Consider the following 23,274-nt stretch of genomic DNA (forward strand, 5'->3'; position numbering starts at 1 on the left):
ATGAAAATTTATCGTCCGTTATGGGAAGACGGGGCCTTCCTGGCCCCGCAGCAGTTCCAGCAGCAGGCCCGCTGGGATGCACATGTGGCCGACACCGTGGCCCGGATGGCGCTGGCGCACCCGTGGGGTGTGCTGAGCGCGGAGTTCGACGAAGGCGCGCTGGCCCTTTCTCGTCTTAATGCCACCCGGCTTTGTGTGCGCTTCGCGGATGGTACCCTGGTGGACACAGATCTGGCGGATACCCTGCCGCCGGTCTGTGATTTATCAGCGGCGGGGAGTGATGCTGTTGAAGTGCTGTTGTGTCTGCCGCTCCTCAGCGCCAATGGCGGTAATCTGGATGACGGGCAGGACAGTGCCCGTCCGCGCCGCTGGCAGTCTGAACGGGTAACAGTGCAGGAACTGGCCGGGCATGAGCGCAGTGAACTGACGGTACTTCGTCATGCCCTGACGCTGCGGCTGGCGACTCAGGAAAACAGCGCCTGGCTTACCTGCCCGGTGGCGAGACTGATGCGAAACGCACAGGGGCAGTGGGTACAGGAGCGGAGCTTTATTCCGCCGCTGCTCTCTTTGTCTGCCAGCCCGTTACTGCTCAGCGAACTGAGTGACCTGCTGCACCGCCTGGCGGCCCGGCGTAAGCGCCTGATGGCAATGCGCCGTGAAAGCAACGAGCGGATGGCGGACTTCGCGGTGGCCGATGTATCGCTGTTCTGGTTGCTGAACGCCCTCAACAGCGTTGAGCCGGTACTGACGGAGCTGCACCAGGCGCCGTCCCGCCATCCGGAACTGCTGTACCGCGAGCTGGCCCGCCTTGCCGGCAGCCTGCTGACCTTTTCGCTTGAACATGATGTGGACGCCATTCCCCCCTATCGGCATGACGCGCCGGAAACGGTGTTCCCGCCGCTGTTTACCTTGCTCGATAACCTGCTTGAAGCCAGTCTGCCGTCGCGCGTGATTGCCATTGAACTGAAGCAGGGCGAAGACCGTGAGATCTGGCGCGGGAAGCTGCACGACGCGCGGCTGCGTGAAGGGGCCGATTTCTATCTCTCCGTGCGCTCCGCCATGCCAAACCACGAACTCCAGACGCGCTTCCCGCAACTGTGTAAGGCGGGAAGTCACGATGATGTCTCTGAGGTGGTGAATATCGCCCTGAGCGGGATGGTGATTAAACCACTAAGCCACGTTCCGGCGGCCATCCCGCTGCGACTGGAAAATCAGTATTTCGCGCTGGATCTGTCCACCGATGCTGCTCGTGCCATGCTGGAAGCCGGAAACTGTACCTTCTATACGCCGGGCTCCCTCGGTGAGGTGAAACTTGAACTGTTTGCGGTGCTGCGCTCATGAACGATGCCGACATTGACCTGATAAACAAAACGTTTTATCCGGGCTGGCTGATGGTCAGCCAGTTGCGCAGCGGCCAGGAGGTAAAGGACGGCGAAGCGCTGTACCGACGGGCCTGCCGATGGGTGAACGCCGCGCGAGAATCACTGAACGAAGCCGGGTTCAGCACCACATCCTGCGACCATATGCTGTATGCGTACTGCGCCCTGATGGATGAGAGCGTGCTGAACCGGGATAAACAGGATGACGGTTACCGCCAGTGGCGCAAGGACCCACTTCAGGCGCGGTTTTTCCGTACCCTGAATGCAGGGGAAGATCTGTGGGAGCGTATCCGTACGGCACTGCGCGAGCCTGCGCCGGATGTGGCGGTGCTGACCTGCCTGTACCGCACCCTGCAACTGGGCTTCACCGGCCAGTACCGCACGCAGGATGATGAGCGGCGTGAGGATGTGGTGCGCGCGCTCAGTGAGCGCGTACCGCCGTTTGCGCTGACCCAGGAAACTCCGGTGGTGGTCAGGGCATCCCGCCTGCGCAGCGGACGCCGGATGTACTGGCTGGGCTGGGTGGCGGGCGTGGTGGTGCTGGCGGCGCTGTGGTTCACCTTCTCCTCTGTGCTGTCGCAGATGGTGGCGCAGATTGCGGGGCAGGGATAACGGATGCGTCAACTCTCCCGAACGCTTCTCACGCTGTTTGCTGCTGTGCTTGCCCTGCGGCTGGTCGTGGATTTCTGGCCGCTTTCCACCGTCAGCCGTTCTGTGCTCAGCGTCTGTATTGTGCTGGTCTGCGGCGCGGCGCTATGGCATCGGTGGCGGCGTCGCCAGTTCGTCATACCGGTAACGGAGCATGTCCTGCCCCCGGAAGATTTTCAGGGTGCGGTGGTGCTGGTCTGCGGCGATACGACCAGCCTGTTCCCTCCCGATACCGTTTATCGTGAAACCCGTCAGGGCTGGTATATACACGCGCAAAACGCAGAACAGCTGCCGCTGCTGGCGCAGCATCTGGCGGCCGTCCGTCCGGCGCTGGTGTCGCAGGTCTCGGTATTGCTGGCGCTGATACCGGAACAGCAGACGTCGGAAGAGGCGCTGGCGCAGACGCTCCGTGGCTGGCGACGCAGTATTACGCAGTGCCGGAACTGGCTGAACGGTGTTCCGCCGGTATGGAGCGTGGCCTGGATATCGCCACCTGACCTTCACCCTAAAGAGGAGGCGCAGTGGTTTACCGTCACACCGGAGTTACCGGGCGTGCGGGTGCGGCAGAACGGACATGTCGCCCTGCCGGTGACGGACTGGCAGTGGGAGAGCGGCAGCCGCGCCTCACGCCTTTATGACACGCTGTGGCTGGACAGCATACTGGCGCTGATGGCGCACCACCTCACCCGGCCACTCAGCGCCCGACAGGGTGAGCTTCCGCAGCTGAATCTCTGCGCGGCAGGTATCTGTCTGGCACCGATCGCCGCAACAGAGGATAACCTCTGGCAGCAGCAGATAGCCGGTATCACCACGCTTTGCCCGAAACCTGTCTTTGCACTGGATTTATTGCCGCTGCCGGAGGTATTGCTGCCGTACCTGCCGCGCCGCCACGGCATCAGCCGCCGGATGCAGAATATGCGGCTGGCCGGGGGTATCAGCTTTGTCTTCCTTGCGCTGGCGATGCTGGCTTCCTTTATCAACAACCAGCGGCTGGTGCGCAGCGTGGGCGACCACCTTGCCGTATACCACCGTCTCAGCGGCACGCCACCTGAGCCGAAGCAGCAGGCGCAGCAGCGTTTGCAGGCAGACAGCCGCCTGCTGGACGACTGGCTGCGGCGTGGTGAGCCACTGCGTTACGGGCTCGGCCTGTACCAGGGCATGCGTCTGATCCCGCCGGTAGAAGCCGCCATTAATAGCTGGACGCCACCGCCGCCCCCTCGTCCGGTGATTAAGAAAATCGTACAGGGGCCGCAGACTGTCCGCCTCGACAGCATGTCGCTGTTCGATACCGGAAAGTGGGCGCTTAAACCCGCCTCAACAAAGCTGCTGGTGAACTCACTGGTGGGGATCAAGGCGAAGCCCGGCTGGCTGATTGTGGTCGCGGGCCATACCGACAGCACCGGGGATGACCAGTCCAACCAGGTGCTGTCCCTGAAGCGTGCGGAGTCGGTGCGCGACTGGATGCGGGACACCGGCGATGTGCCGGAGAGCTGTTTTGCGGTGCAGGGCTACGGTGAAAGCCGACCTGTCGCCACCAACGACACGGCGGAAGGCCGGGCGCTGAACCGCCGTGTCGAAATCAGTCTGGTGCCGCAGGCGAACGCCTGCCAGCTGCCGGGCAACACCCCCGCGTCATCGCAGGATGATGGCGCTGATAACAACTTAACGGAGTAATTAACATGGCAATACCAGTCTATCTGTGGCTGAAGGACGACGGCGGCGCGGACATCAAAGGGTCTGTGGACGTTCAGGATCGTGAAGGCAGCATCGAGGTGGTGGCCCAGGAGCATAACCTGTACATCCCGACCGACAATAACACCGGCAAGCTGACCGGTACCCGTATCCACACCCCGTTCCTGTTCACCAAGGAAATCGACTCCTCCAGCCCGTACCTGTACAAGGCGGTGACCACCGGCCAGACCCTGAAGTCTGCGGAATTTAAGTGGTACAGAATCAATGACGCGGGCCAGGAAGTGGAGTACTTCAACACGAAGCTTGAGAACGTGAAGCTGGTGAAAGTGAATCCGAAGATGCACGACATCAAGGACCCGGCGTTCGAGAAGCACAACCACCTCGAGCAGATTGAACTGCGCTACGAAAAAATCACCTGGACCTACAAGGACGGCAACATCATTCATTCCGATTCCTGGAACGAACGCGCCACCGCGTAAGTCGCATGCGGACAGGGCCCTGTCCGCAGTTTTTTGCACAGCGTCTGTATGCACGGACGCTGTGCAAAGAAAAACACAATCTGCCTGCCCGACCTGATGCGCTTTGGGTTCCTGAATAACAGGGAACAGCGACGGGCGGTAGCGTGTCCGGAACTGATAAAGAGAGAGTCTCATGGAAAATCCCGCCATCCTGTTACGCCGTCTTAACCCTTACTGTGCCCGCGCGATGGAAGGGGCCGCTTCCCTGTGCCAGACCCGCGCCCATGCGGAAATCCTGCCCGAGCACTGGTTGCTGAACCAGCAGATTCTGCCGGTCCTGAGCCAGCAGCTGCTGAGCCATATGGCGGCGGGGCAGAAGCCGCATACCCTGACGCTGGGCTGGGATGAGGAAGAGGGGGTAATGATTGAGCTGCGGCAGGAGGATGAGTGATGACCATCCACGATAAAAAAAAGGCGGATCAAAAAGAAGAAAAGGAAGGTTCGCTGCGGTTACTGACTTCAGGAGAGATTGTTCTGGCGAAGTCGGTCTACAAATCGACGATCCCTTACCATAAGGTTTGGATCCATTATGACAGTTATCTGCCGTTTGGCCTCCAGAATAAAAATACGGCGATGTCCCCGAACGGTGAGATTTATTTTCGTCACTGGTACAGGGATGATTACGCGTCGACTTTACCTTTTCTGCAACATCTTTTTATTCACGAAATGGCACATGTCTGGCAGCGTGAAAAAGGAATGAACATCATCGGGCGGGGGCTGTTCAGCTGGGCGGTGAGTTACCGTTATGTCCTGGATGGACGTCTGTTAAGTGAATATCCCATGGAACAGCAGGCACAAATTATTGCTGACCATTTTACGTTGCAGGTTGAAGGTTACGAGACATGGTGTGATCTGAGAAAAGCAGGTGATGTCACGCTTGACGGCAACATTTCTGAGCCCGTTATCCACCACCTGTATACCAGCACGCTGCGGGGGTTCCCATGGTGAAAGCAATGACCTTTCGCCACAGGCATGCTTTTTTGCTCAGCCTGACGGTACTGACCGGTTGCCCCGGCCACGGGGATTACATTCGGCCTGATGAAATAACAACGGTCAGCACAAGAGGCGACAATGTGTGTTTCAGCGTTCCGGAGCCAGAGGACTACCAGCCAGTCAGTATTTCCATCGTTCCAAGAGGAACCCGGTTCAGGGAGCGGAAAATTACGTTTGATCCCACACTTCGTATTGTGAACGGCCAGCTATGTATCCCACCTTCATTTCATCATTTTCCTGATAAAGGCCAGTTCATTGTCAGATACGTTCTGCACTCTGAGCGCGATAAGGATACGCCGCGCAAAATGGTCGCCGGGGTAGAGATTGTCGGCGAGTGTATTTTCGACATTCCGCTTAATGACATGGAGGCAGTAAGACCGTACGGCGAGCTGGACAACAGTGAATTTCAGCCTGATCAAGGCGAACGTGAGGGTTCCTGCAGATCGCCTTTTAGAACCGTTCATGGAGTGAAAAATTATGAATCTCACTGACTCTTTGCAAAACGTTTTAACCGGGGCGGGAACCCTGAACCGCTACAGGCTGGATATTCCTTCCTGTCCTTCTCCACTTGATGTGGAAGACTTCAGCGGTATTGAAGGCCTGAGCAGAATTTACAGGTATGACATCATTTTTACGAGTACGGACAAACATCTTGATGCTGCCTGGTTTTTGTGTAAACCCGCAACCCTTACGATGGGGGGCGGGTTACTGGAGAGCCCGACTGAACAGAAAAAAGTGCACGGTGTCATTACTCATTTCAGACGCATTTCCGGCTCTGCCGACCAGACACAGTACCTGAACACGCTTAAGCCATTCCTGTTTTTGCTGGATAAGCAGCACCGCAGCCACCGTTTCTTTGTCAATAAGTCAGTACCCGAAGTAGTCGAACAGGTGTTACAGGAGCATAACCTGCATGGCTGGGAATATGAATTTAACCTCAAGCAGAGCTACCCGAAGCGCGAGCAGATAAACCAGTATCAGGAAAGTGACCTGGCGTTTATTCAGCGCCTGCTGGCGGAGGTGGGGATATTTTACTGGTTTACCCTCCAGGAAGACGCGCAGACAGAAGTGGTGCATTTTGCCGATGCGCAGCGGGCGCTGGTATTTGGTAAAACCCTGCCAGTCAACAGTCCGTCCGGGATGAGCGACAGCGGGGCTGACTCGGTGTGGGGCCTGAACATCACCCATAACGTGGTGGAAGCCAGCGTCACCACGAAAGATTACAACCACCGTGACGCACAGAGCATACTGCAGTCGGCACCGGCGGATATGACCCGGGGAGACGGTGAAGGGGTGAACTATGGTGATGTCTACCATTACCGGCTGCGCCATCTGGCGCGCGGCGACAAAATAGACCCCACGGCAGAAACGGCTAACTTTTACGCCCGCCTGGACCACGAGCGTTTTCTGGCAAACCAGACGCAAATCACAGGCTACAGCACTGCAGCGTGGCTGGCACCTGCTCAGGTGCTGAATATTACCGACGGCCTGCCACCCACCCTGCCTGCTGTCTTACAGGAACCGGTGCTGGTTATCAGCACGCATTTTACTGCCAGTCGCAAGAGCGCCCTTCTGGTGGATATTTTGGGCGTGCCGTACAGCGAAACGGTGTGCTGGCGTCCGGCACCGCTGCCGCGCCCGAAGGTAACCGGGACGATGACGGCTCGCGTAACCAGCGCAAAAGCCAACGATATCTACGCCTGGCAGGATGCATCCGGACTGTACCGGGTGAAATTTGACGCCGATCGTGACGAGAAAGGACAGGGTCAGGAGAGCATGCCGGTACGTCTCGCCAAACCCTACGGCGGCGACGTGTACGGTTTTCACTTCCCGCTCATTCAGGGCACGGAAGTGGCGATAGCATTCCATGAAGGCGACCCCGACCGGCCCTATATCGCCCATGCGCTGCATGACTCGCGGCATGTTGACCATGTGACGGAGAAGAACAGCACCCGGAATGTGATCCGCACGCCGACGAATAACAAGCTGCGGATGGAAGATAAACGGGGTGAAGAGCATATCAAGCTCAGCACGGAGTACGGCGGCAAGACGCAGCTGAACCTGGGGCACAATGTGGATGCCAGCCGTGAATTGCGGGGGGAAGGATTTGAACTACGCACGGATAAATGGGGGGCGATACGTGGTGGCAAGGGAATTTTTATTAGTGGGGATGTTCAACCAAGTGCCCAGGGCAAAACTCTTGATATGAACGCGGCTATTGCGCAATTACAAAGTGCTTTAGAATTAGTCACTGCATTAGCGCAAAGTGTCGCTGTGTCTGGTGCTCTTGATGCCGATCGTTCGTCACAAAAAAAACTTAGTCTGGCCCTGAATCAGTTAAAAGAAGCGGGAATACTGGCATCAGCGCCAGCAGGAATCGCATTAACAACACCCAGAAATATTCAACTGTCGTCCGGGCACACATTGACGGCTACGGCTGGTGAAAATATTGATATGAGCATTTTCAAAAGGTTGACGGTTGCAGCAGGTGAAGCTATAAGCTTGTTTGCGCAAAAGATGGGCATTAAAATATTTGCAGCAAGAGGTATTGTAGATATACAAGCGCAAACAGATGCAATGCGCCTTCAGTCTGATAAAACGATGACTCTCAATAGTGTTAATAGTGAAATAATATTGAACGCTGCACAGGGTATAACATTAACCAGTACCGGCGGGGCATATATAAAAATAAAAAATGGTTCTGTAGAAATTGGTGCTCCAGGGAAAATCGATCTTAAAAGCGCCAATATTTTATGGGGAGGGGTATCTTCACTCGAAAAGGCGTTACAACCCATGATGGTAGAGGACCCGCAATTCAAATACCCCATGAATGAACGTTTTCAGGTATTAGATAAAAATACCGATCAACCTAAAGCATTAATACCATATCGCATAGAAACTGCGGATGGCGTGACGCTTAGAGGTATGACTGACGAAAATGGTTATACACAATGCCATTACGGAGTAGATCCTAAATCCATTAAATTGTTTTTTGAGTAAACAAGGAGGTGATTTTTATGAGTGAACATGACACTCCGGTTGCTGAATGGACACTGAATAAAAAAGAAGGAAGTTCAGTTGTAGCACATCACGAATCAACATTGATTTATTTTAGTACCGAAAATGAAGAGCTAATTCTTCTTAACGAGAAAATAGCATCAGCTCTGGATGATCACGCCAGAAATCTTATGATGCTGGTGGATGAAGTTCATAAAGCAAATGAAATATATTCGGCGGCAATTGAAGCCTATGGAAAAGTTCTTTCGCATCCCGACAGAGCCGCTGAACTCACTTCGCTTGAAGCTAAGGTATCAGAAGCAGAACAAAAATTAGCAGATAAGAAAAAGGATTTACAGAAAACGCTAGGAGATTTTGAATCTAAAGGGGCTGGTTATAAAGAGGTAACAGAACTGATACCGATAAAAACTAAAAAAAATCAGGGAGGGCGTAACGGGATTGGTGGTCGTTATGTATATGTAAAAAAATCGTATATTGATAATTTTGGAACTGGAGATATACATCGGGTAAGTTTACGAGGACGAGATCGTACTACTGGAAAAGAAAGTATATTTGAACGTGACAATAATGGCAATATTAAAAGTATAAATACGCAAAAAATTAAAGAACAGTTAAAAAAACTAGAATCTAAAAGCAAAGGAATAAAATTTTTTGAAGTCAAAGATATTGGTAAAATAGACAAGACATTGTGTGACTGGGCAGATTCCTGGAACAGCAGTGTGGTGTTGGAAAAGGAAATTGGTCAGAATATTGATGTATCTGCTGGTGCACAATTTTTGCGTTTTACATCCAATACTGGTGCGTCAGGAGAGTGGGACCCTTATAAAGGAAAATTAACAATTAAAGGTGAACATAGCACCGTCCTTTCTGTAGCATCGGGTACAGCCAGTGCTAAATTTTACATACCCGATCGCATTGGCTGGTCTTTGAAAATGCTGCCACCTCCTGGAAAAACTAAAGTTCTCAATATGGGAATGTGGCGTATGTATCTTGAGACGTCACTTATCGGCTTTGCTGGAGCATCGGCCCAGGTTGAAGCTCAACTTCAGGTTACTACCATTGGGACAAAGCAGGTTATAATGGGAGATCGCGAAGGGCGCCTGCCTCGTTTCAGAGATCGACACTCTCCAACAGGTGCCGCGTTTCATCAGGCAAGAGAAAAAAATGAAGAAGGCGCGTCTGCAAGCGCAGAGATATTTGCCGGCGCGCGTGCTGAATTCAAGATGAAAGGGGGCGTTCAATGGTTACAACCTCTCGAGTTAACGGTGCACCAGGGAAAAAAAGGCGATGATGCGAAAGAAGCTGCAAAATTTGTCGACTTTTGCTCAATTTCAGAAGCATTTGTTGGAATGGTTGGGGCTGGTGCAGGGGGAAAATTTCAGTGCGATTTCATTAATGGACGCTTCTGTTTCAGTATCGCTGCCAGTCTGTGTTTAGGTGCAGGCGCCAAAGGTTCTTTTGAAGCAGAAGTTGACTACGACAAACTTTACGATTTTGGGTACTGGCTGGTTTATCAATTATATGGCCTTGATTATTCTTTTTTGGAAGTAATTTCCGAGCGTGCATTTATTTCTTTTACTAAGATCAGCATTTTGCTTCTCACTGAAATGAAAAGTGAAATTGAAAATCAATTAAAAAACATGAAAATTACTATTAGAGATATTAATGAAGCCTTCGAAGCGATAGTCAGTTTTTTTGAAGATGGAATGAAAGGTTCTCAAAAAAGGAATGATATTGCATCAAAAATTTTGGCTGATCCGAAAGTTTTATTTAAAATGACGCCGGAAGCAAAAGGTATTCTAATTTATTTGTTAACTCGCCATGGTTTTAATGACCACTTTGACCTGAATAATCGTGTTATGTTGGATATTTATCACGATCGCAAAGAAGCAATATTAACTATCTTAGATAGTATCCAAACACAACGTGAATGGTTCCAGGTATTTAGCCATTGTAACGCTGATGGGAGTGATTTGGCCGCTGGGAACTCAGCATTAAAATATATGGTTGCCCAAAGAAAAATGAATGAGCTGAAGGAGTTTTTGCAAGAAGGTCTCAATAAAGATAATGAGATGGATAAGATCTATCGGAGGTTAAAGGTTACGCCTTCCTGGGGATACGCGCTCGCTATGAACAATACGGAATTTTACAAACTATACAGAATAGATAATGAATTCTATCCCAAATCCAGAATATTTAGTCCTGTAAGTGACAACAATATTATTGAAGTTTAAGGAGGTCGAAGATGAAAAAATTAGTGAAAATAGGGTTAATGATGCTGACAGTTGCACCACTGATGTCATGCGACCAGCAGAATTCCTCGGTCATGCCAGCGAAAAAGAACAGTAATGACTTGTCAAAATTTGTTAATGAGATTAAGGCCGATCTAATCTTTGTACAGGGCGGGGAATTCCTTATGGGAGATTATGGTGAACAATACGGACCAGAAGGTTTACCCTACGATGGTAAACAAGACAGTAATCCGTTACATAAAGTTGAACTCACCGCTTATTCAATCAGTAAGTTCAAAACCAGTAATAAACAGTATCAGTTATATTTGACCTACAACAATCAGTATAGGAGAACAGTCAATAAAGAAAACCCCGGTGCAAAAAAATGGGATGAATTAAGTATGACGCCACAAACTCCGGCGCATGTAGACTGGAATGAGGCTCAACAATACTGTCAGTGGTTAGCGACAATAACAAATTTACCTTTTTCATTACCAACCGAAGCTCAATGGGAATATGCGGCACGTAGCAGGGGAAAGTTTGTTATAGCTCCAACTAATGATGGAACTATACAAATTGATAAAAGCGGGGGGAATGTAGCTTCGGAAAAAGATAGTAAGGAATATGCAAAAAAAATGGGAACATCATTGGGGGTATATTCTCCGTTGCCTGGCAATCTCTTTCCACCGAACCCTTTAGGTATTTATGATATGGCCGGTAACGGCTGGGAATGGATGAAAGATTGGTACGACCCGGATTATTACAAACACTCACCACTGAAAGACCCACAGGGGCCAGATAATCCTGTCTATAAAGATTACAAAGGAAATTATACAAAAGTTGTTCGCTCCCAGGATTTTTCCGGCCCCAGACGAGGCCTTACCATAACCCGGTATTTCTCAGACCCAAAAGACAGTGGCCACTTGCCGAGCGACAAAACGGTTCGTTGCGTAGTTAACAGCCCGAAACCGGTCAGATAATACCGGAACGACACACAAAAGTTAAATAAGGAAACAGTTATGAGGATTTTATACAGAACGGGGGGGATTCTTATTACCGTTTTGTCACTAATCTCCTGCGATCAGCAAAAGCAGTTGGTGCTACCCTCCCCAAAAAGCAGCGCTGAACTCTCTAAATTTGTGGGTGAGATTAAGGCCGAGCTTATCTTTGTACAGGGTGGTGAATTTCTGATGGGAGATTATGGCGAAAAATACGGCCCGGAACATTTACCCTATGATGCAAATCAGCATAGTAAACCATTACATAAAGTCGAGCTGACAAGTTATTCGATAAGTAAGTTTAAAACCAGTAACAAACAGTACCAGTTTTATTTGGCTTATAATAATTTAGCTGGAAGGAGTGTTGATTTGAAAACCAGAAATGGACAGCGCTGGCGGGAAAAAAATATGACACCCGATACACCTGCTCATGTCGACTGGTATGAGGCGGAAAAATATTGTCGCTGGCTGTCTACTATTACTGAGTTACCTTTCTCATTACCAACAGAAGCGCAATGGGAATATGCAGCGCGTAGTCGTGGACAATTTGTAATTGTTCCAACCAATGACGGGACCATACGAATTGGAGAAGGAGATAAAAGCAATGTAGCTTCAGAAAAAGATAGCAAACTATATGCAAAAAAAATGGGCACGTCTTTGGGACTCTACTCTCCGTTGCCCGGTGATCTTTATCCACCAAACCCCTTAGGTATATATGACATGGCCGGTAATGGATGGGAGTGGGTAAAGGACTGGTATGATCCTGATTATTATAAATACTCACCAGTAAAAGACCCTCAGGGCCCTGAAAAACCAGTGTTTAAAGATAGTAACGGTAATTACACAAAAGTTATCCGCTCACAGGATTTCTCCGGACCAAGACGCGGCGCAACGATATTCCGCTTCGACTCAGACCCTGCTAATGAGGGATATCTCCCAAGCGACAAAACGGTTCGTTGCGTCGTCAACAGCCCGAAACCGGTCAGATAATACCGGAACTATACACTAAAGTTAAATAAGGAAACAGTTATGAGGATTTTATACAGAACGGGGGGGGTTCTGATTACCGTTTTGTCACTAATCTCTTGCGACCAGCAAAAGCAGTTGGTGCCACACTCCCCAAAAAGCAGCGTTGAACTCTCTAAATTTGTAGGTGAGATTAAGGACGAGCTAATCTTTGTACAGGGTGGTGAATTTCTGATGGGAGATTATGGCGAAAAATACGGCCCGGAACATTTACCCTATGATGCAAATCAACATAGTAAACCATTACATAAAGTCGAGCTGACAAGTTATTCGATAAGTAAGTTTAAAACCAGTAACAAAGAGTTCCAGTTTTATTTGGCTTATAATAATTTAGCTGGAAGAAATGTTGATTTGAAAACCAGAAATGGACAGCGCTGGCGGGAAAAAAATATGACACCCGATACACCTGCTCATGTCGACTGGTATGAGGCAGAAAAATATTGTCACTGGCTGTCTACTATTACTGACTTACCTTTCTCATTACCAACAGAAGCGCAATGGGAATACGCAGCGCGTAGTCGTGGGCAGTTTGTTATTGCTCCTACCGATGATGGAACTATAAATATCAAAGAACGTACGGGAATTAACATCACTACTTCGGATGATCGTGAAAAGTTCGCAATAGAACAAGGCACAACTTTAGGTATTTCGTCTCCCATGCCGAGAAATTCTCGACCACCAAACCCCTTAGGCATATATGACATGGCCGGTAATGGATGGGAGTGGATAAAGGACTGGTATGATCCTGATTATTATAAATACTCACCAGTAAAAGACCCTCAGGGCCCTGAAAAACCAGTGTTTAAAGATAGTAACGGTAATTACACAAAAGTTATCCGCTCACAGGATTTCTCCGGACCAAGACGCGGCGCAACAATATTCCGCTTCGACTCAGACCCTGCTAATGAGGGATATCTCCCAGGCGACAAAGCGGTTCGTTGCGTTGTCAACAGCCCGAAACCGGTCAGATAATGCAAGGCATAACTCTCTGATTACGATGAGTCACCGCTATAAGATTACTATGCAAAGATGTAGCTCATTGTTGTGTTAGTTTATATGGAGACGTATATGCAGTGTGTTATTCGTATCAATGACAAAACAACACACGGTGGTACTGTGCTTGAAGGTAGCTCTGGTGTGAAATTTATGGGCCTGGAAGTCTCTTGTCTTATGGATAAGGTATTTTGCCCTCTACATGGTGAAACATATATTATCGAAGGCGATGAAACTTCAAAGATCAATGGTAAGCCAATAGCTCTGCATGGTCATCGTTGCGGTTGTGGTTGCTCACTAATATCATCATTACCAAATGCAGGAAAACGTTAATTTATGCCTGTTGATCTAAAAAAAATCCCAGCAGAAGAACCTTTGCCAGTTGCTCCGGATAAATTCCGTTGGCTGCTTACGATTGTTCTGTGTGTGATTGCTGGTGCGGTAGTAGTGCTGGCTCTATGGCCTAAGCACCTTTCTACGCGGTCTGAATGGTTTTGGTTTTGTACGTTGATGCTGCCTTTATCCGTTGGAATTATGGGGTATATCATCCGGCTGCGCCGCTATGAAAATGAACGAGATCGAGTGCTATGGTGGAACCACTTATATCAAAAACAATATGAAGAAAAAATTTTATTGGGACAGAAGGCCGTGGGTGTGCTTGGAATGAGTTACGTCACACCAGTTGCCAGAAATAAACTTGCTGTCGCGCTTTTACAAGGCGGGAGTGGACTTCAGACGCACTATTCACCAGCCATTCAGTCGACGTTAACAACGGCATCAGTAATTTTTCCATCAGTAACCTTATTCACTGAAGCAAATTACCAGACTCGACTGGAATCAATATTGGCAAGCGTCATCGGGCAATTGCACGCTGAACTGGTTCAGTTTACTGGTAACCTGTTCGTTCGTATTCATCATGATGGTGTGCTGAACAATGAGCACATCCTCACCATCTGGCGAAAGATTTTCCCAGCGTCATATGCTGTCAATGATATTACTGTCAGTACTGATAATAGTGGGCTGATGTGGCTTGATGGCTGGCTGGACAGGAGGGACGAGGCGCTTGTTCTTTCTGTTGAAATCAATTTATTTCTGCAAGCGCGTGACCAAGAGGCAGAGTCCGTATCAGCGCTGCTGCTGGCCTCTCCGGCATGGCTAACTTGTTATCGTGTAATGCCGCAAATGTGGATACATCGCCCGGTGGTGATCGCAAAAACGGAAGAGGCTGTAGCGGATGTTGCACTTTGGGGAAAAATAACATCAGCGGTGCCCTGGTTCTTTTGGCGAGCTCAGGTAAAAGGTAGCGCACTGACTGGGGCTCTTCTTGCAATGGATAAATTGGCATTCTTGTCTGAAAAAAAAGGAGAGATGGTACTGGAGGATACTTTTGGCAGACCGGGGGCGGCGGTAGGAAATATCACGTTAATTTGCGCCTGCGAACATGCGGTGATTTCAGAGCAAACCCAGTGGCTGATGGTTGGTGATGAAACCACACAAATGGTAATTGTCCGTCCGGCTTAATCTTACGCAAAGGATAGTGATGTGAAAAAGAAAAAGCGCCTCAGTACATGGTTAATTATCCTGCTGATAGCGGTTGTGGGGGGATTTCTCATCTGGACTGAAAACCCTTTTGTTCATCAGTTTACCACTGAGAAGAAACTGACAGCATCGCTGACAGTGGCAGGGATTTGTATTTTAATTCTGCTCTGCGACGATTTATTTCACAGGTTGTGGAATTGGTTGATCTCAATAAGTTTTTTGCAGCGGCTGAGGGAATTGTCAGGTAAAAGTCTTCGGTACGAAGACAAACAATTAGTTGATAGGGAAAAATACAGAGAAACGTTAAAAAATATGCGTCTGTATTTGCGTCATAATTATGACCGCGCCTGGCCCCGCAAACTCCGCATCCTGCTAGTCACCGGCAGCGTTGCCGACGTCGAACAGCTCACCCCAAAACTCACCCAGGAACTCTGGCAGGAAGACCAGGGGACGCTGCTGTTGTGGGGCGGTGACCCGGCAGCACCGGCGGACGCCGCCTGGCTTACCGCGCTGCGTAAACTGCGCCACCGCCCGGTGGATGGCGTGGTGTGGGTGACCTCTGCGTTTGACCGCTTCGCGGGTTCAGATGCTGAGCCGCCAGCGCCGCTGACTCCAGAATCCATGGATGCCCTGTCCCACGCTCTGAAGGGGCGCTGTGATGCGTTGGGCTGGAAACTGCCGCTGTATGTCTGGTCGCTGCATCCGCGAGCCGGAGAGCTGCAGGGCCGGATTTCCCAGCCGGTGGGATGCCAGCTGTCAGCGGCCTGTAAACCTGAAGCACTGGCCCGCCAGCTAAGCGACCTGATCCCGCCCCTCACCGCGCAGGGTATTCAGCAGATTTGCGACAAACCACAGCAGAATTTTTTACTCACCCTGGCTGACCTGCTAATCCGCGAGCCGCAATCGCTGACCGGACCCTTATCGGTATTGCTTAACCCGTACCGCCCGCTGCCTCTGGCTGGCGTGGTGTTCAGCCCGCCTTCAGCAGGGGCAGGTCGCAGTGTTGCTCATCACTGGGGCAAAGACAACTGCTGGGACGCCATCCCGGCGTCTACACAGGCCTTACCGGCAGGTCTGCGCCCGCGTAAACCCGGAATCAGCTGGACGCAGATGGCGGGCGTGGGCGTGGCGGCGCTGATGGCGCTGTGGGGCATATCCATGGCCGTCTCCTTTGTCGCCAACCGTGACCTGGTGACGACGGCGCAGGAGCAGGTTCAGCAGTCTGTGTCAGAGAAACAGCCGCTGAGCAAGCGTCTGCACGCCCTGTCTGAACTTCAGAAAACCCTTGCTCGTTTACAGTACCGTGCACAACACGGCGTGCCCTGGTACGTACGCGGCGGCTTAAGCCAGAACGATGCCCTGCTGGTGGCGCTCTTCCCGCGCTATAGTGAAAGCGCCTTGCCGCTGTTGCGCGATGCGGCGGCGGAACACCTCACTCAACAGCTCCAGGCCTTTGTACAGCTGCCACCGGACAGTCCGTTACGTGAGCGCATGGCAAAATCGGTTTACGACCGGCTCAGGCTCTACCTGATGCTCTCGCGGCCGGAGAAAATGGATGCGGCCTGGTTTTCCGCCACGCTGATGCGCGACTGGCCACGGCGTGCTGGTGTGGCAAACGGTCTCTGGCAGGGCAGCGGCCCGGCACTATACGCTTTTTATGCCGCGAGCCTGGTGTCACACCCGCAGTGGCGCTTACATGCTGACGATATGCTGGTCAGTCAGACGCGTACGCTGTTGGTTCGCCAGATGGGGGTGCGAAACAGTGAATCCACACTCTATCAGAAAATGCTCTCACAGGTGTCGAACCAGTATGCCGATATGCGCCTGACGGACATGACCGGCGACACCGACGCCGCAAGCCTGTTCAGCACCGATGAGGTGGTGCCGGGGATGTTCACCCGTCAGGCGTGGGAGGAGGCGGTACAGCCTGCCATTGATAAAGTGGTGAATGAACGTCGCGAGGAGATGGACTGGGTGCTGAGCGACAGCAGACAGCCCGCCACGCAGCAGACCTCGCCGGAAGCCCTGAAGCAGCGACTCACCGCCCGTTATTTTGCCGACTTCAGTACCGCCTGGCTCGATTTTCTCAACAGTCTGCGCTGGCAACGGGCAGTGGCCCTGTCCGACGCCATTGACCAGCTCACCCTGATGGCGGATGTGCGCCAGTCACCGCTGGTGGCACTGATGAACACCCTGAATATCCAGGGGCGTACCGGTGAGACCGGCGAGGCGATATCCGATTCGCTGGTGAAATCGGCAAAAAATCTGCTCGGTGGCGATAAACAGCCGGCCATTGACCAGAGCGGCGGCGCGCGCGGTCCGCTGGAGGCGACCTTCGGCCCGGCACTGGCGTTGATTAACAGCCAGCAGAAAGGCGGCGGAAATACCGACCTGAGCCTGCAGACGTTTCTGACCCGCGTCACCCAGGTGCGCCTGCGGCTACAGCAGGTGACCAACGCCGCTGATCCGCAGGCCATGACCCAGGCGCTGGCGCAGACGGTGTTTCAGGGAAAGGCGGTAGACTTAACCGAGACCCGCGACTACGGCAGTCTGGTGGCAGCGGGGCTCGGGCAGGAATGGAGCGGTTTCGGGCAGACGATGTTTGTGCGGCCCATGGAGCAGGCCTGGCAGCAGGTGCTGCAACCCGCCGCTGAAAGCCTGAATGCACAGTGGCAGACCGCCGTGGTGGATGACTGGAACAGCGCCTTTGGCGGGCGGTATCCGTTTAAAGATGTCAGCAGCGAGGTCTCCCTGCCGTTGCTGGCCAAATACCTCAATGCCGATTCCGGGCGCATCACCCGGTTTCTGCAGACTCGTCTTAACGGCGTGCTGCACAGGGAGGGGAGTCACTGGGTGCCGGACAGCATCAACGCCCAGGGGCTGACTTTCAATCCGGCTTTCCTCAGGGCGGTTGATACCCTGAGCCATATTTCCGATGTGGTGTTCACACGTGGAGAGGCGGGATTGTTCTTTGAACTGCGCCCGGGAACGGCGGATGGCATCATGGAGACGCGGCTGGTTATCGACAGCCAGAAGCTGACTTATATGAACCAGATGCCTGCCTGGAAGCGTTTTAACTGGCCTGCGGACACCGAAGCGCCGGGTGCGGCATTAAGCTGGATAAGCACCCAGGCCGGCACCCGGCAGTATGCAGATATGTCCGGGACATGGGGATGGATAAGGTTGCTGGACAAGGCGTCAGTCAGCGCTTACCCCGGCACGGGCAGCAGTTACAGTCTCACGTGGCAGGCGCAGGATGGCAGACCGCTAAACTACACCCTGCGCACCGAGGCGGGAGAGGGCCCGCTGGCCCTGCTGAAGCTGCGAAACTTCAACCTGCCTTTGCAGATATTCACCGTCAGCGAGCCTGCCGCTGACCCCCTGGCTGATGACACCGACCCCACGGAAACGGACTGATGGCATCCGTTCATACACTAATTACAGCCTGCCAGGCCGCGCCATCACGCTCACGCTGTGGGCCCCAGAACTGCTGTTTGAGGTCAAAGCCCACCGTCTGACGCTGCCAGAGCTACCGTGTAGTGCGGATAATTAAACAAACGTAACAAAAAAATTATTATCAGGGATATACAACAATCATGCATTTGATTATGAAAATAATATTGTCGGTTATATTTATTCAGCTTTCAGGCTGTACAGCAATTCTTTGGGGAGAAAACAGTGTTGCTGACACAAAGATAAAAGAACGTACTTTGATTTCAGACGAGGTTACAGCTGCGTTTTATTATGAAAATCTTTCTGCTTCGGCTATTCAGGGAAAGACACAGGTCAGGGTAGAAATACCTCGGGATGGTGTCGCTTTCAAGGGTGAAAAAAACATCTATATATTAACGACAGGGGCAAAAGAGTTACTTGCGCTGGATAAACTATCCACACAGGTAACGCTGGTTACCGGTTATGAGAAATTTGATGGTTTAAGGCTAAAACTGGATATGCCGCGTGGAAATGACCTTGTCATGCATTTTTCCGATGCGCTTGCACTGCAAGTTAATGAAAGCGACAGCAACCTTACCACTCAGGATATTGATGACCTTAAAAAAACGGGGTTCTGGAATGAGGGTGGAAGGTATGTTAAGCAAATACGCCTGGAAGGGGTAATTATTCCCAGAGATAAGAACGACAGTCTGTTTAATAATAGCGAGAAATTGGTTAAAAAACATAATGTGGAATTTTATTCTACAGAAGACTCAACTCACTTTCATCCTCTGCGACTGGCAACAAACATCGTGTTAACACCCTTCACGGCCGTTGCGGATATTGTATTTTTCCCAATATCACTGCGTGTATTAGGGCTCATCACCCACCCTCCTGTACATTAATAGCCGGAAAATTATGGAAGATTTAACCCTGCGTTATTTTGACGCTGAAATGCGCTATCTGCGCGAGGCGGCGAAAGAGTTCGCGCAGACGCACCCCGACCGGGCGGCAATGCTCGACCTAGACAAGGCGGGCACACCTGACCCGTATGTTGAACGGCTGTTTGAGGGCTTCGCCTTCTCCATGGGACGTCTGCGCGAAAAGATAGATGACGACCTGCCGGAGTTGACCGAAAGTCTGGTGAGCATGCTGTGGCCGCACTACCTGCGTACCATCCCGTCCCTGTCGGTGGTGGTGCTGTCGCCGGATGTGCCGGCGATGAAAATGGCGGAAACGTTGTCCGCCGGGCTGGAAATCAGCTCCCGCCCGGTCGGTCCTAAAAACACTGTCTGCCGCTACCGCACCACCCGGGATCTGACGCTTAATCCGCTCGCGGTGGAGAAGGTCATTATGACCACGGAGCCTGACGGGCGTTCGCTCCTGCGGGTGCGTTTTGCCTGTAGTACACAGGCGGACTGGCCGCAGACTGACCTCCGGCATCTGCCGTTGTATCTTGGCGAAGATAGGGTGACGGGCAGCAGCCTGCACCTCTGGCTGACAAAACGTCAGGCGGCGCTGTACATTCGCCTGCCGGGGCAGACGGAGCGGATCGCACTGGATGGTTATTTCTCCCCGGGCGGTTTTGCTGAGGAAGACCGGCTGTGGCCGAAGGGCGACAGCGCCTTCAGCGGTTACCAGTTGCTGCTGGAGTATTTCACCTTTCGCGAAAAGTTTATGTTCGTCCATCTTAACGGGCTGGAAAATATAACGCTCCCGGCGGGTACGGCGTACTTCGATATCGAGGTGGTGTTCAGCCAGGTATGGCAGAGCGATTTACCGGTAACAGACAGCAGCCTGCGCCTGCACTGCGTGCCGGTGATAAACCTGTTCACCCTGGAAGCTGACCCGCTGACCATTAGCGGGCTGGAGAGTGAATATCTGCTGCGCCCGAAACGTCTTCAGGACGGGCATACCGAGATTTACTCGGTGGACAGCGTCAACGGCTCCGGGCGTACCGGCGAAGCGCACTATGTGCCGTTCGCCAGTTTTTGCCATCAGGGCGGCATGGTGCGTCGTCACGCACCGGAACGGTATTACCACACCCGCGTGAAGCGGGGCGTAACAGGTATGCACGATACCTGGCTGATACTGGGCGGCCAGCAGTGGGAAGCTGACCGGATGCTGGAGCGGGAAACGGTCTCGCTGCGCATCACTGGCACCAACGGCCAGTTACCGCGTCGGGCGTTGCAGAGCACGCTGCTGGACCGCTGTGAACAGGTCTATGACTCGCCCCTCACCGTGCGTAATCTGTGCAAGCCGATGCTGCCCGCATACCCGCCTGCGGAGGATCGCTTCCACTGGCGGGTGATGAGCCATCTGGGCTCCCGGTTTCTCAATATGATGAGCAGCGCTGAGGTGCTGCGCGGCACGCTCTCGCTCTATAACTGGCGGGACGACGAGCTGAACAACCGTCGCCTCGATGCCATCCTGGATGTCAGGCACCATCGCACTCAGCGCTTTGAGGACGGTTTTTTGCTGCGCGGGCTGGACGTGGAGGTGACGCTCGACAGCAATGGATTTACCGTAGAGGGCGATATCCATCTGTTTGGCGAACTGCTCAACCGTTTTTTTGCCCTGTATGCCGATATGAACCAGTTTAACCAGCTCACGCTGATTGTTCAGCCAGAAGGGAAATGTATCCGTTGGAAAGAGAATCACAGTCCGCGCCTGCCCGGCTGATGGCGCAGGTACGGCACCAGCTGCCGTATATGAATTTTTACCGCTTCTGCCAGCTGCTGGAACAGAGCCAGCCGGAGATGCCGGTGCCCGGCAGCGACTGGCGGGTGCGGCAGGAGCCGGTGCGTTTTCGCCCGCATCCGGGGATGGGGTTTCCGGCCGGTGAAATCCGGGGGATGGAAGACCCGGAACATCCGCACTTGCCGCCGTCGGTGCGCGTCACCTTTATGGGGCTGTACGGCGTGGAGTCGCCGCTGCCGACCCACTACACCGACGATATCGCTCAGCGACGGGAAGGGCACGACGCGACGCAGGATTTTCTGGATATTTTCAGTCACCGGCTGATTACCCAGTATTACCGCATCTGGCGAAAGTATTCGTACCCGGCCACCTTTCAGGCCGGAGGCGCTGACAACACGTCACAATACCTGCTGGGGCTGGCGGGGCTGGGGATACCCGGCTGCGCTCAGACAGCCGGTACGCCGCTGTCGCGATTTCTGGCGCTGCTGCCGGTGATGATGCTGCCGGGACGGACGGCGGAGGGGATGGCAGCTCTGGTGCGGCTGCTGGCGCCGGATACCCGCGCAACGGTGTACCACCACGACCGCTGCCGTATCCCGCTGAAGCAGCCGGTTGCGATGAGTACATGCCAGCTGGTCAGCCTGAAGCACCGACCGGTGATGGGCACGCACGCCACGGATGTGAACGGCCAGGTGCTGCTGCGTCTCTCCACCGACAACCCTGAAGAGGTCCGGGGCTGGCTGCCGGGCGGTGACCGGCATGCCGATCTGATGGCGCTGCTACACGTGTGGCTGGGCGCGCACCTGGATGTACGGATGCAGTTATGCGTTGCCCGACATTTGCTGCCGGATGCGCGGCTGTCCTGCAATGCGGAACAGACCGCGCAGGTCGGGCGCACGGCGGTGCTGCGTCCCCTTAATGCGCAACAGAACAGAAACAACATTATCACCATTCACCTGGGACGCTTTCAGCGCGTCCGGGAAAACATTCAGCGAAGGAAGAACGATGAAGATGGCGATTACCGCTGGTAAGACTCTGGCTCTCACGCTGGCGACCCTGTTAACCGGCTGCGGGCTGACGCAGAAAGTGACGGACGGCACCGTCGCCGTCACGAAGTCCATTTTTTACAGACAGGTGAAAACCCTGCATCTGGATATTCAGACGCGCGAAGGGGTGAACAACAACGCGAAAGGGGCGTGGCTGGCAACGGTGGTGCGTATTTACCAGCTTAAAGAGCGTAACGCGTTTGACAGTACTGATTATCCGTCACTGTTCGCCAGTGACAGTCAGGCTATTAAAGCCGACCTGGTGGCGGAAAAGGATATTCGCCTGCGCCCTGGCGAATCGGTGACGCTGGATATGCCGATGGAAGAGAGCGCGCAGGTTGTGGCGGTGGCGGGGATGTTTATGGCACCGGATCAGGTAAACGATACCTGGCGTATTACCCTGACCCGTGACGACCTTGACCCGGATAAGGCGCGGGTTATTGAAGTCAGTAATAACCGCCTGACGCTGAAACCGCTGGAGGGGGAATGATGCCGCGTCCGTCCCTGTATGACATGCTGTACGGCAACTTCGCCGGCGGGCTTGACCTGCACAGCGTAAGCGAGGAGAACCAGCTGATTATGTCGGTGCTGGATAACATGCAGCGTATCCTCAACTGTCGCGCCGGTACGCTGACCCACCTGCCGGACTACGGCCTGCCGGATATGACAAAAATCCTCCAGGGAATGCCCGGGACCGCCCACCAGCTGATTACCACACTGTCGGCCGTGCTGCTGAAATATGAGCCGCGCCTGAGCCGGATTAACGTGGTGATGCAGGAACAGATTCAGCCCGGAGAACTCCGCTACGCCATTGATGCGGAGCTGAAGGGGGTGGGGCTGGTGCGCTACGGCACGGAATTTATGCCCGAGGGCAGGGTATTAATCCGTCATCTGAAACAACAGCAGTATCTGGATAATACCGCCAGAGTGTGAGCCAATTTTGAAATTCAGCACGCATAACCACCTCCGCATCTTTTACCGACATCGCAAGGATGCCTATTGCAGAGTTTCGCCTGCGAAAATATCCACTTCAGGTAAATTGGGCGGGCAGGCAACATGAA

General features: G+C 52.8%; 20 protein-coding genes. All 20 read left to right on the top strand.

What is annotated here, in order from left to right; translation table 11 throughout:
* The 20 genes from tssK to tssE all read left to right on the top strand — a co-directional run bounded on the left by tssK (window position 1) and on the right by tssE (window position 23,146).
* Entirely contained in the window at window positions 1-1,341 is a 1,341-nt protein-coding gene (tssK, locus tag L3069_RS09420; protein ID WP_038415924.1) for a type VI secretion system baseplate subunit TssK, read from the top strand.
* Window positions 1,338-1,991 (top strand): type VI secretion system protein TssL, short form, encoded by a 654-nt coding sequence (gene tssL / locus L3069_RS09425; protein WP_038415925.1) that lies wholly within the window; start codon window positions 1,338-1,340, stop codon window positions 1,989-1,991. The genes tssK and tssL overlap by 4 nt, the downstream gene beginning before the upstream one ends.
* A gap of 3 nt (window positions 1,992-1,994) precedes the next feature.
* Window positions 1,995-3,701, top strand: a complete 1,707-nt coding sequence (locus tag L3069_RS09430) for an OmpA family protein (protein WP_232957825.1) — start codon at window positions 1,995-1,997, stop codon at window positions 3,699-3,701.
* Window positions 3,702-3,706: 5 nt separating this feature from the next.
* Window positions 3,707-4,198 (top strand): type VI secretion system effector Hcp, encoded by a 492-nt coding sequence (gene hcp / locus L3069_RS09435; protein WP_009653685.1) that lies wholly within the window; start codon window positions 3,707-3,709, stop codon window positions 4,196-4,198.
* Window positions 4,199-4,370: 172 nt separating this feature from the next.
* Window positions 4,371-4,628 carry a hypothetical protein gene (locus L3069_RS09440; RefSeq protein WP_038415927.1) on the top strand — a complete coding sequence of 86 codons (258 nt, stop codon included), beginning with the start codon at window positions 4,371-4,373 and terminating at the stop codon, window positions 4,626-4,628.
* Window positions 4,628-5,185 carry a hypothetical protein gene (locus tag L3069_RS09445; RefSeq protein ID WP_038415928.1) on the top strand — a complete coding sequence of 186 codons (558 nt, stop codon included), beginning with the start codon at window positions 4,628-4,630 and terminating at the stop codon, window positions 5,183-5,185. The genes L3069_RS09440 and L3069_RS09445 overlap by 1 nt, the downstream gene beginning before the upstream one ends.
* Window positions 5,179-5,721, top strand: a complete 543-nt coding sequence (locus L3069_RS09450) for a putative T6SS immunity periplasmic lipoprotein (protein ID WP_038415929.1) — start codon at window positions 5,179-5,181, stop codon at window positions 5,719-5,721. Before L3069_RS09445 ends, L3069_RS09450 begins: the two co-directional genes overlap by 7 nt.
* Window positions 5,708-8,230, top strand: a complete 2,523-nt coding sequence (locus L3069_RS09455; RefSeq protein ID WP_038415930.1) for a type VI secretion system Vgr family protein — start codon at window positions 5,708-5,710, stop codon at window positions 8,228-8,230. The genes L3069_RS09450 and L3069_RS09455 overlap by 14 nt, the downstream gene beginning before the upstream one ends.
* 17 nt (window positions 8,231-8,247) lie before the next feature.
* Window positions 8,248-10,482, top strand: a complete 2,235-nt coding sequence (locus L3069_RS09460) for a hypothetical protein (protein ID WP_038415931.1) — start codon at window positions 8,248-8,250, stop codon at window positions 10,480-10,482.
* Between the two features lie 11 nt (window positions 10,483-10,493).
* Window positions 10,494-11,459: an SUMF1/EgtB/PvdO family nonheme iron enzyme gene (locus L3069_RS09465; RefSeq protein ID WP_038415932.1), complete on the top strand. Its 966-nt coding sequence runs from the start codon at window positions 10,494-10,496 to the stop codon at window positions 11,457-11,459.
* Window positions 11,460-11,498: 39 nt separating this feature from the next.
* Entirely contained in the window at window positions 11,499-12,467 is a 969-nt protein-coding gene (locus L3069_RS09470; protein WP_038415933.1) for an SUMF1/EgtB/PvdO family nonheme iron enzyme, read from the top strand.
* Between the two features lie 39 nt (window positions 12,468-12,506).
* Window positions 12,507-13,475, top strand: coding sequence for an SUMF1/EgtB/PvdO family nonheme iron enzyme (locus tag L3069_RS09475; protein ID WP_038415934.1), 969 nt, complete (start codon window positions 12,507-12,509; stop codon window positions 13,473-13,475).
* Window positions 13,476-13,571: 96 nt separating this feature from the next.
* Entirely contained in the window at window positions 13,572-13,829 is a 258-nt protein-coding gene (locus L3069_RS09480) for a PAAR domain-containing protein (protein WP_071881488.1), read from the top strand.
* Window positions 13,830-13,832: 3 nt separating this feature from the next.
* Entirely contained in the window at window positions 13,833-15,017 is a 1,185-nt protein-coding gene (locus L3069_RS09485) for a hypothetical protein (RefSeq protein WP_038415935.1), read from the top strand.
* A 21-nt stretch (window positions 15,018-15,038) separates the two neighbouring features.
* Window positions 15,039-18,452 carry an ImcF-related family protein gene (locus L3069_RS09490; RefSeq protein WP_038415936.1) on the top strand — a complete coding sequence of 1,138 codons (3,414 nt, stop codon included), beginning with the start codon at window positions 15,039-15,041 and terminating at the stop codon, window positions 18,450-18,452.
* 179 nt (window positions 18,453-18,631) lie between these two features.
* Window positions 18,632-19,372, top strand: coding sequence for a hypothetical protein (locus L3069_RS09495; RefSeq protein WP_051979822.1), 741 nt, complete (start codon window positions 18,632-18,634; stop codon window positions 19,370-19,372).
* 13 nt (window positions 19,373-19,385) lie between these two features.
* Window positions 19,386-21,149 (top strand): type VI secretion system baseplate subunit TssF, encoded by a 1,764-nt coding sequence (gene tssF / locus L3069_RS09500; RefSeq protein WP_038415937.1) that lies wholly within the window; start codon window positions 19,386-19,388, stop codon window positions 21,147-21,149.
* Window positions 21,104-22,198: a type VI secretion system baseplate subunit TssG gene (tssG, locus tag L3069_RS09505; protein WP_074133699.1), complete on the top strand. Its 1,095-nt coding sequence runs from the start codon at window positions 21,104-21,106 to the stop codon at window positions 22,196-22,198. Before tssF ends, tssG begins: the two co-directional genes overlap by 46 nt.
* The gene (tssJ, locus tag L3069_RS09510) at window positions 22,179-22,703 is read left to right on the top strand and encodes a type VI secretion system lipoprotein TssJ (protein ID WP_172754437.1); all 525 of its coding nucleotides are present in this window, start codon (window positions 22,179-22,181) and stop codon (window positions 22,701-22,703) included. The genes tssG and tssJ overlap by 20 nt, the downstream gene beginning before the upstream one ends.
* Window positions 22,703-23,146, top strand: coding sequence for a type VI secretion system baseplate subunit TssE (gene tssE, locus L3069_RS09515; protein WP_038417027.1), 444 nt, complete (start codon window positions 22,703-22,705; stop codon window positions 23,144-23,146). The genes tssJ and tssE overlap by 1 nt, the downstream gene beginning before the upstream one ends.
* The last annotated feature ends 128 nt before the right edge of the window (window positions 23,147-23,274 follow it).

Origin of the sequence: Enterobacter cloacae complex sp. ECL411 (genome assembly GCF_021869665.1) — a bacterium.
GTDB lineage: Bacteria > Pseudomonadota > Gammaproteobacteria > Enterobacterales > Enterobacteriaceae > Enterobacter > Enterobacter intestinihominis.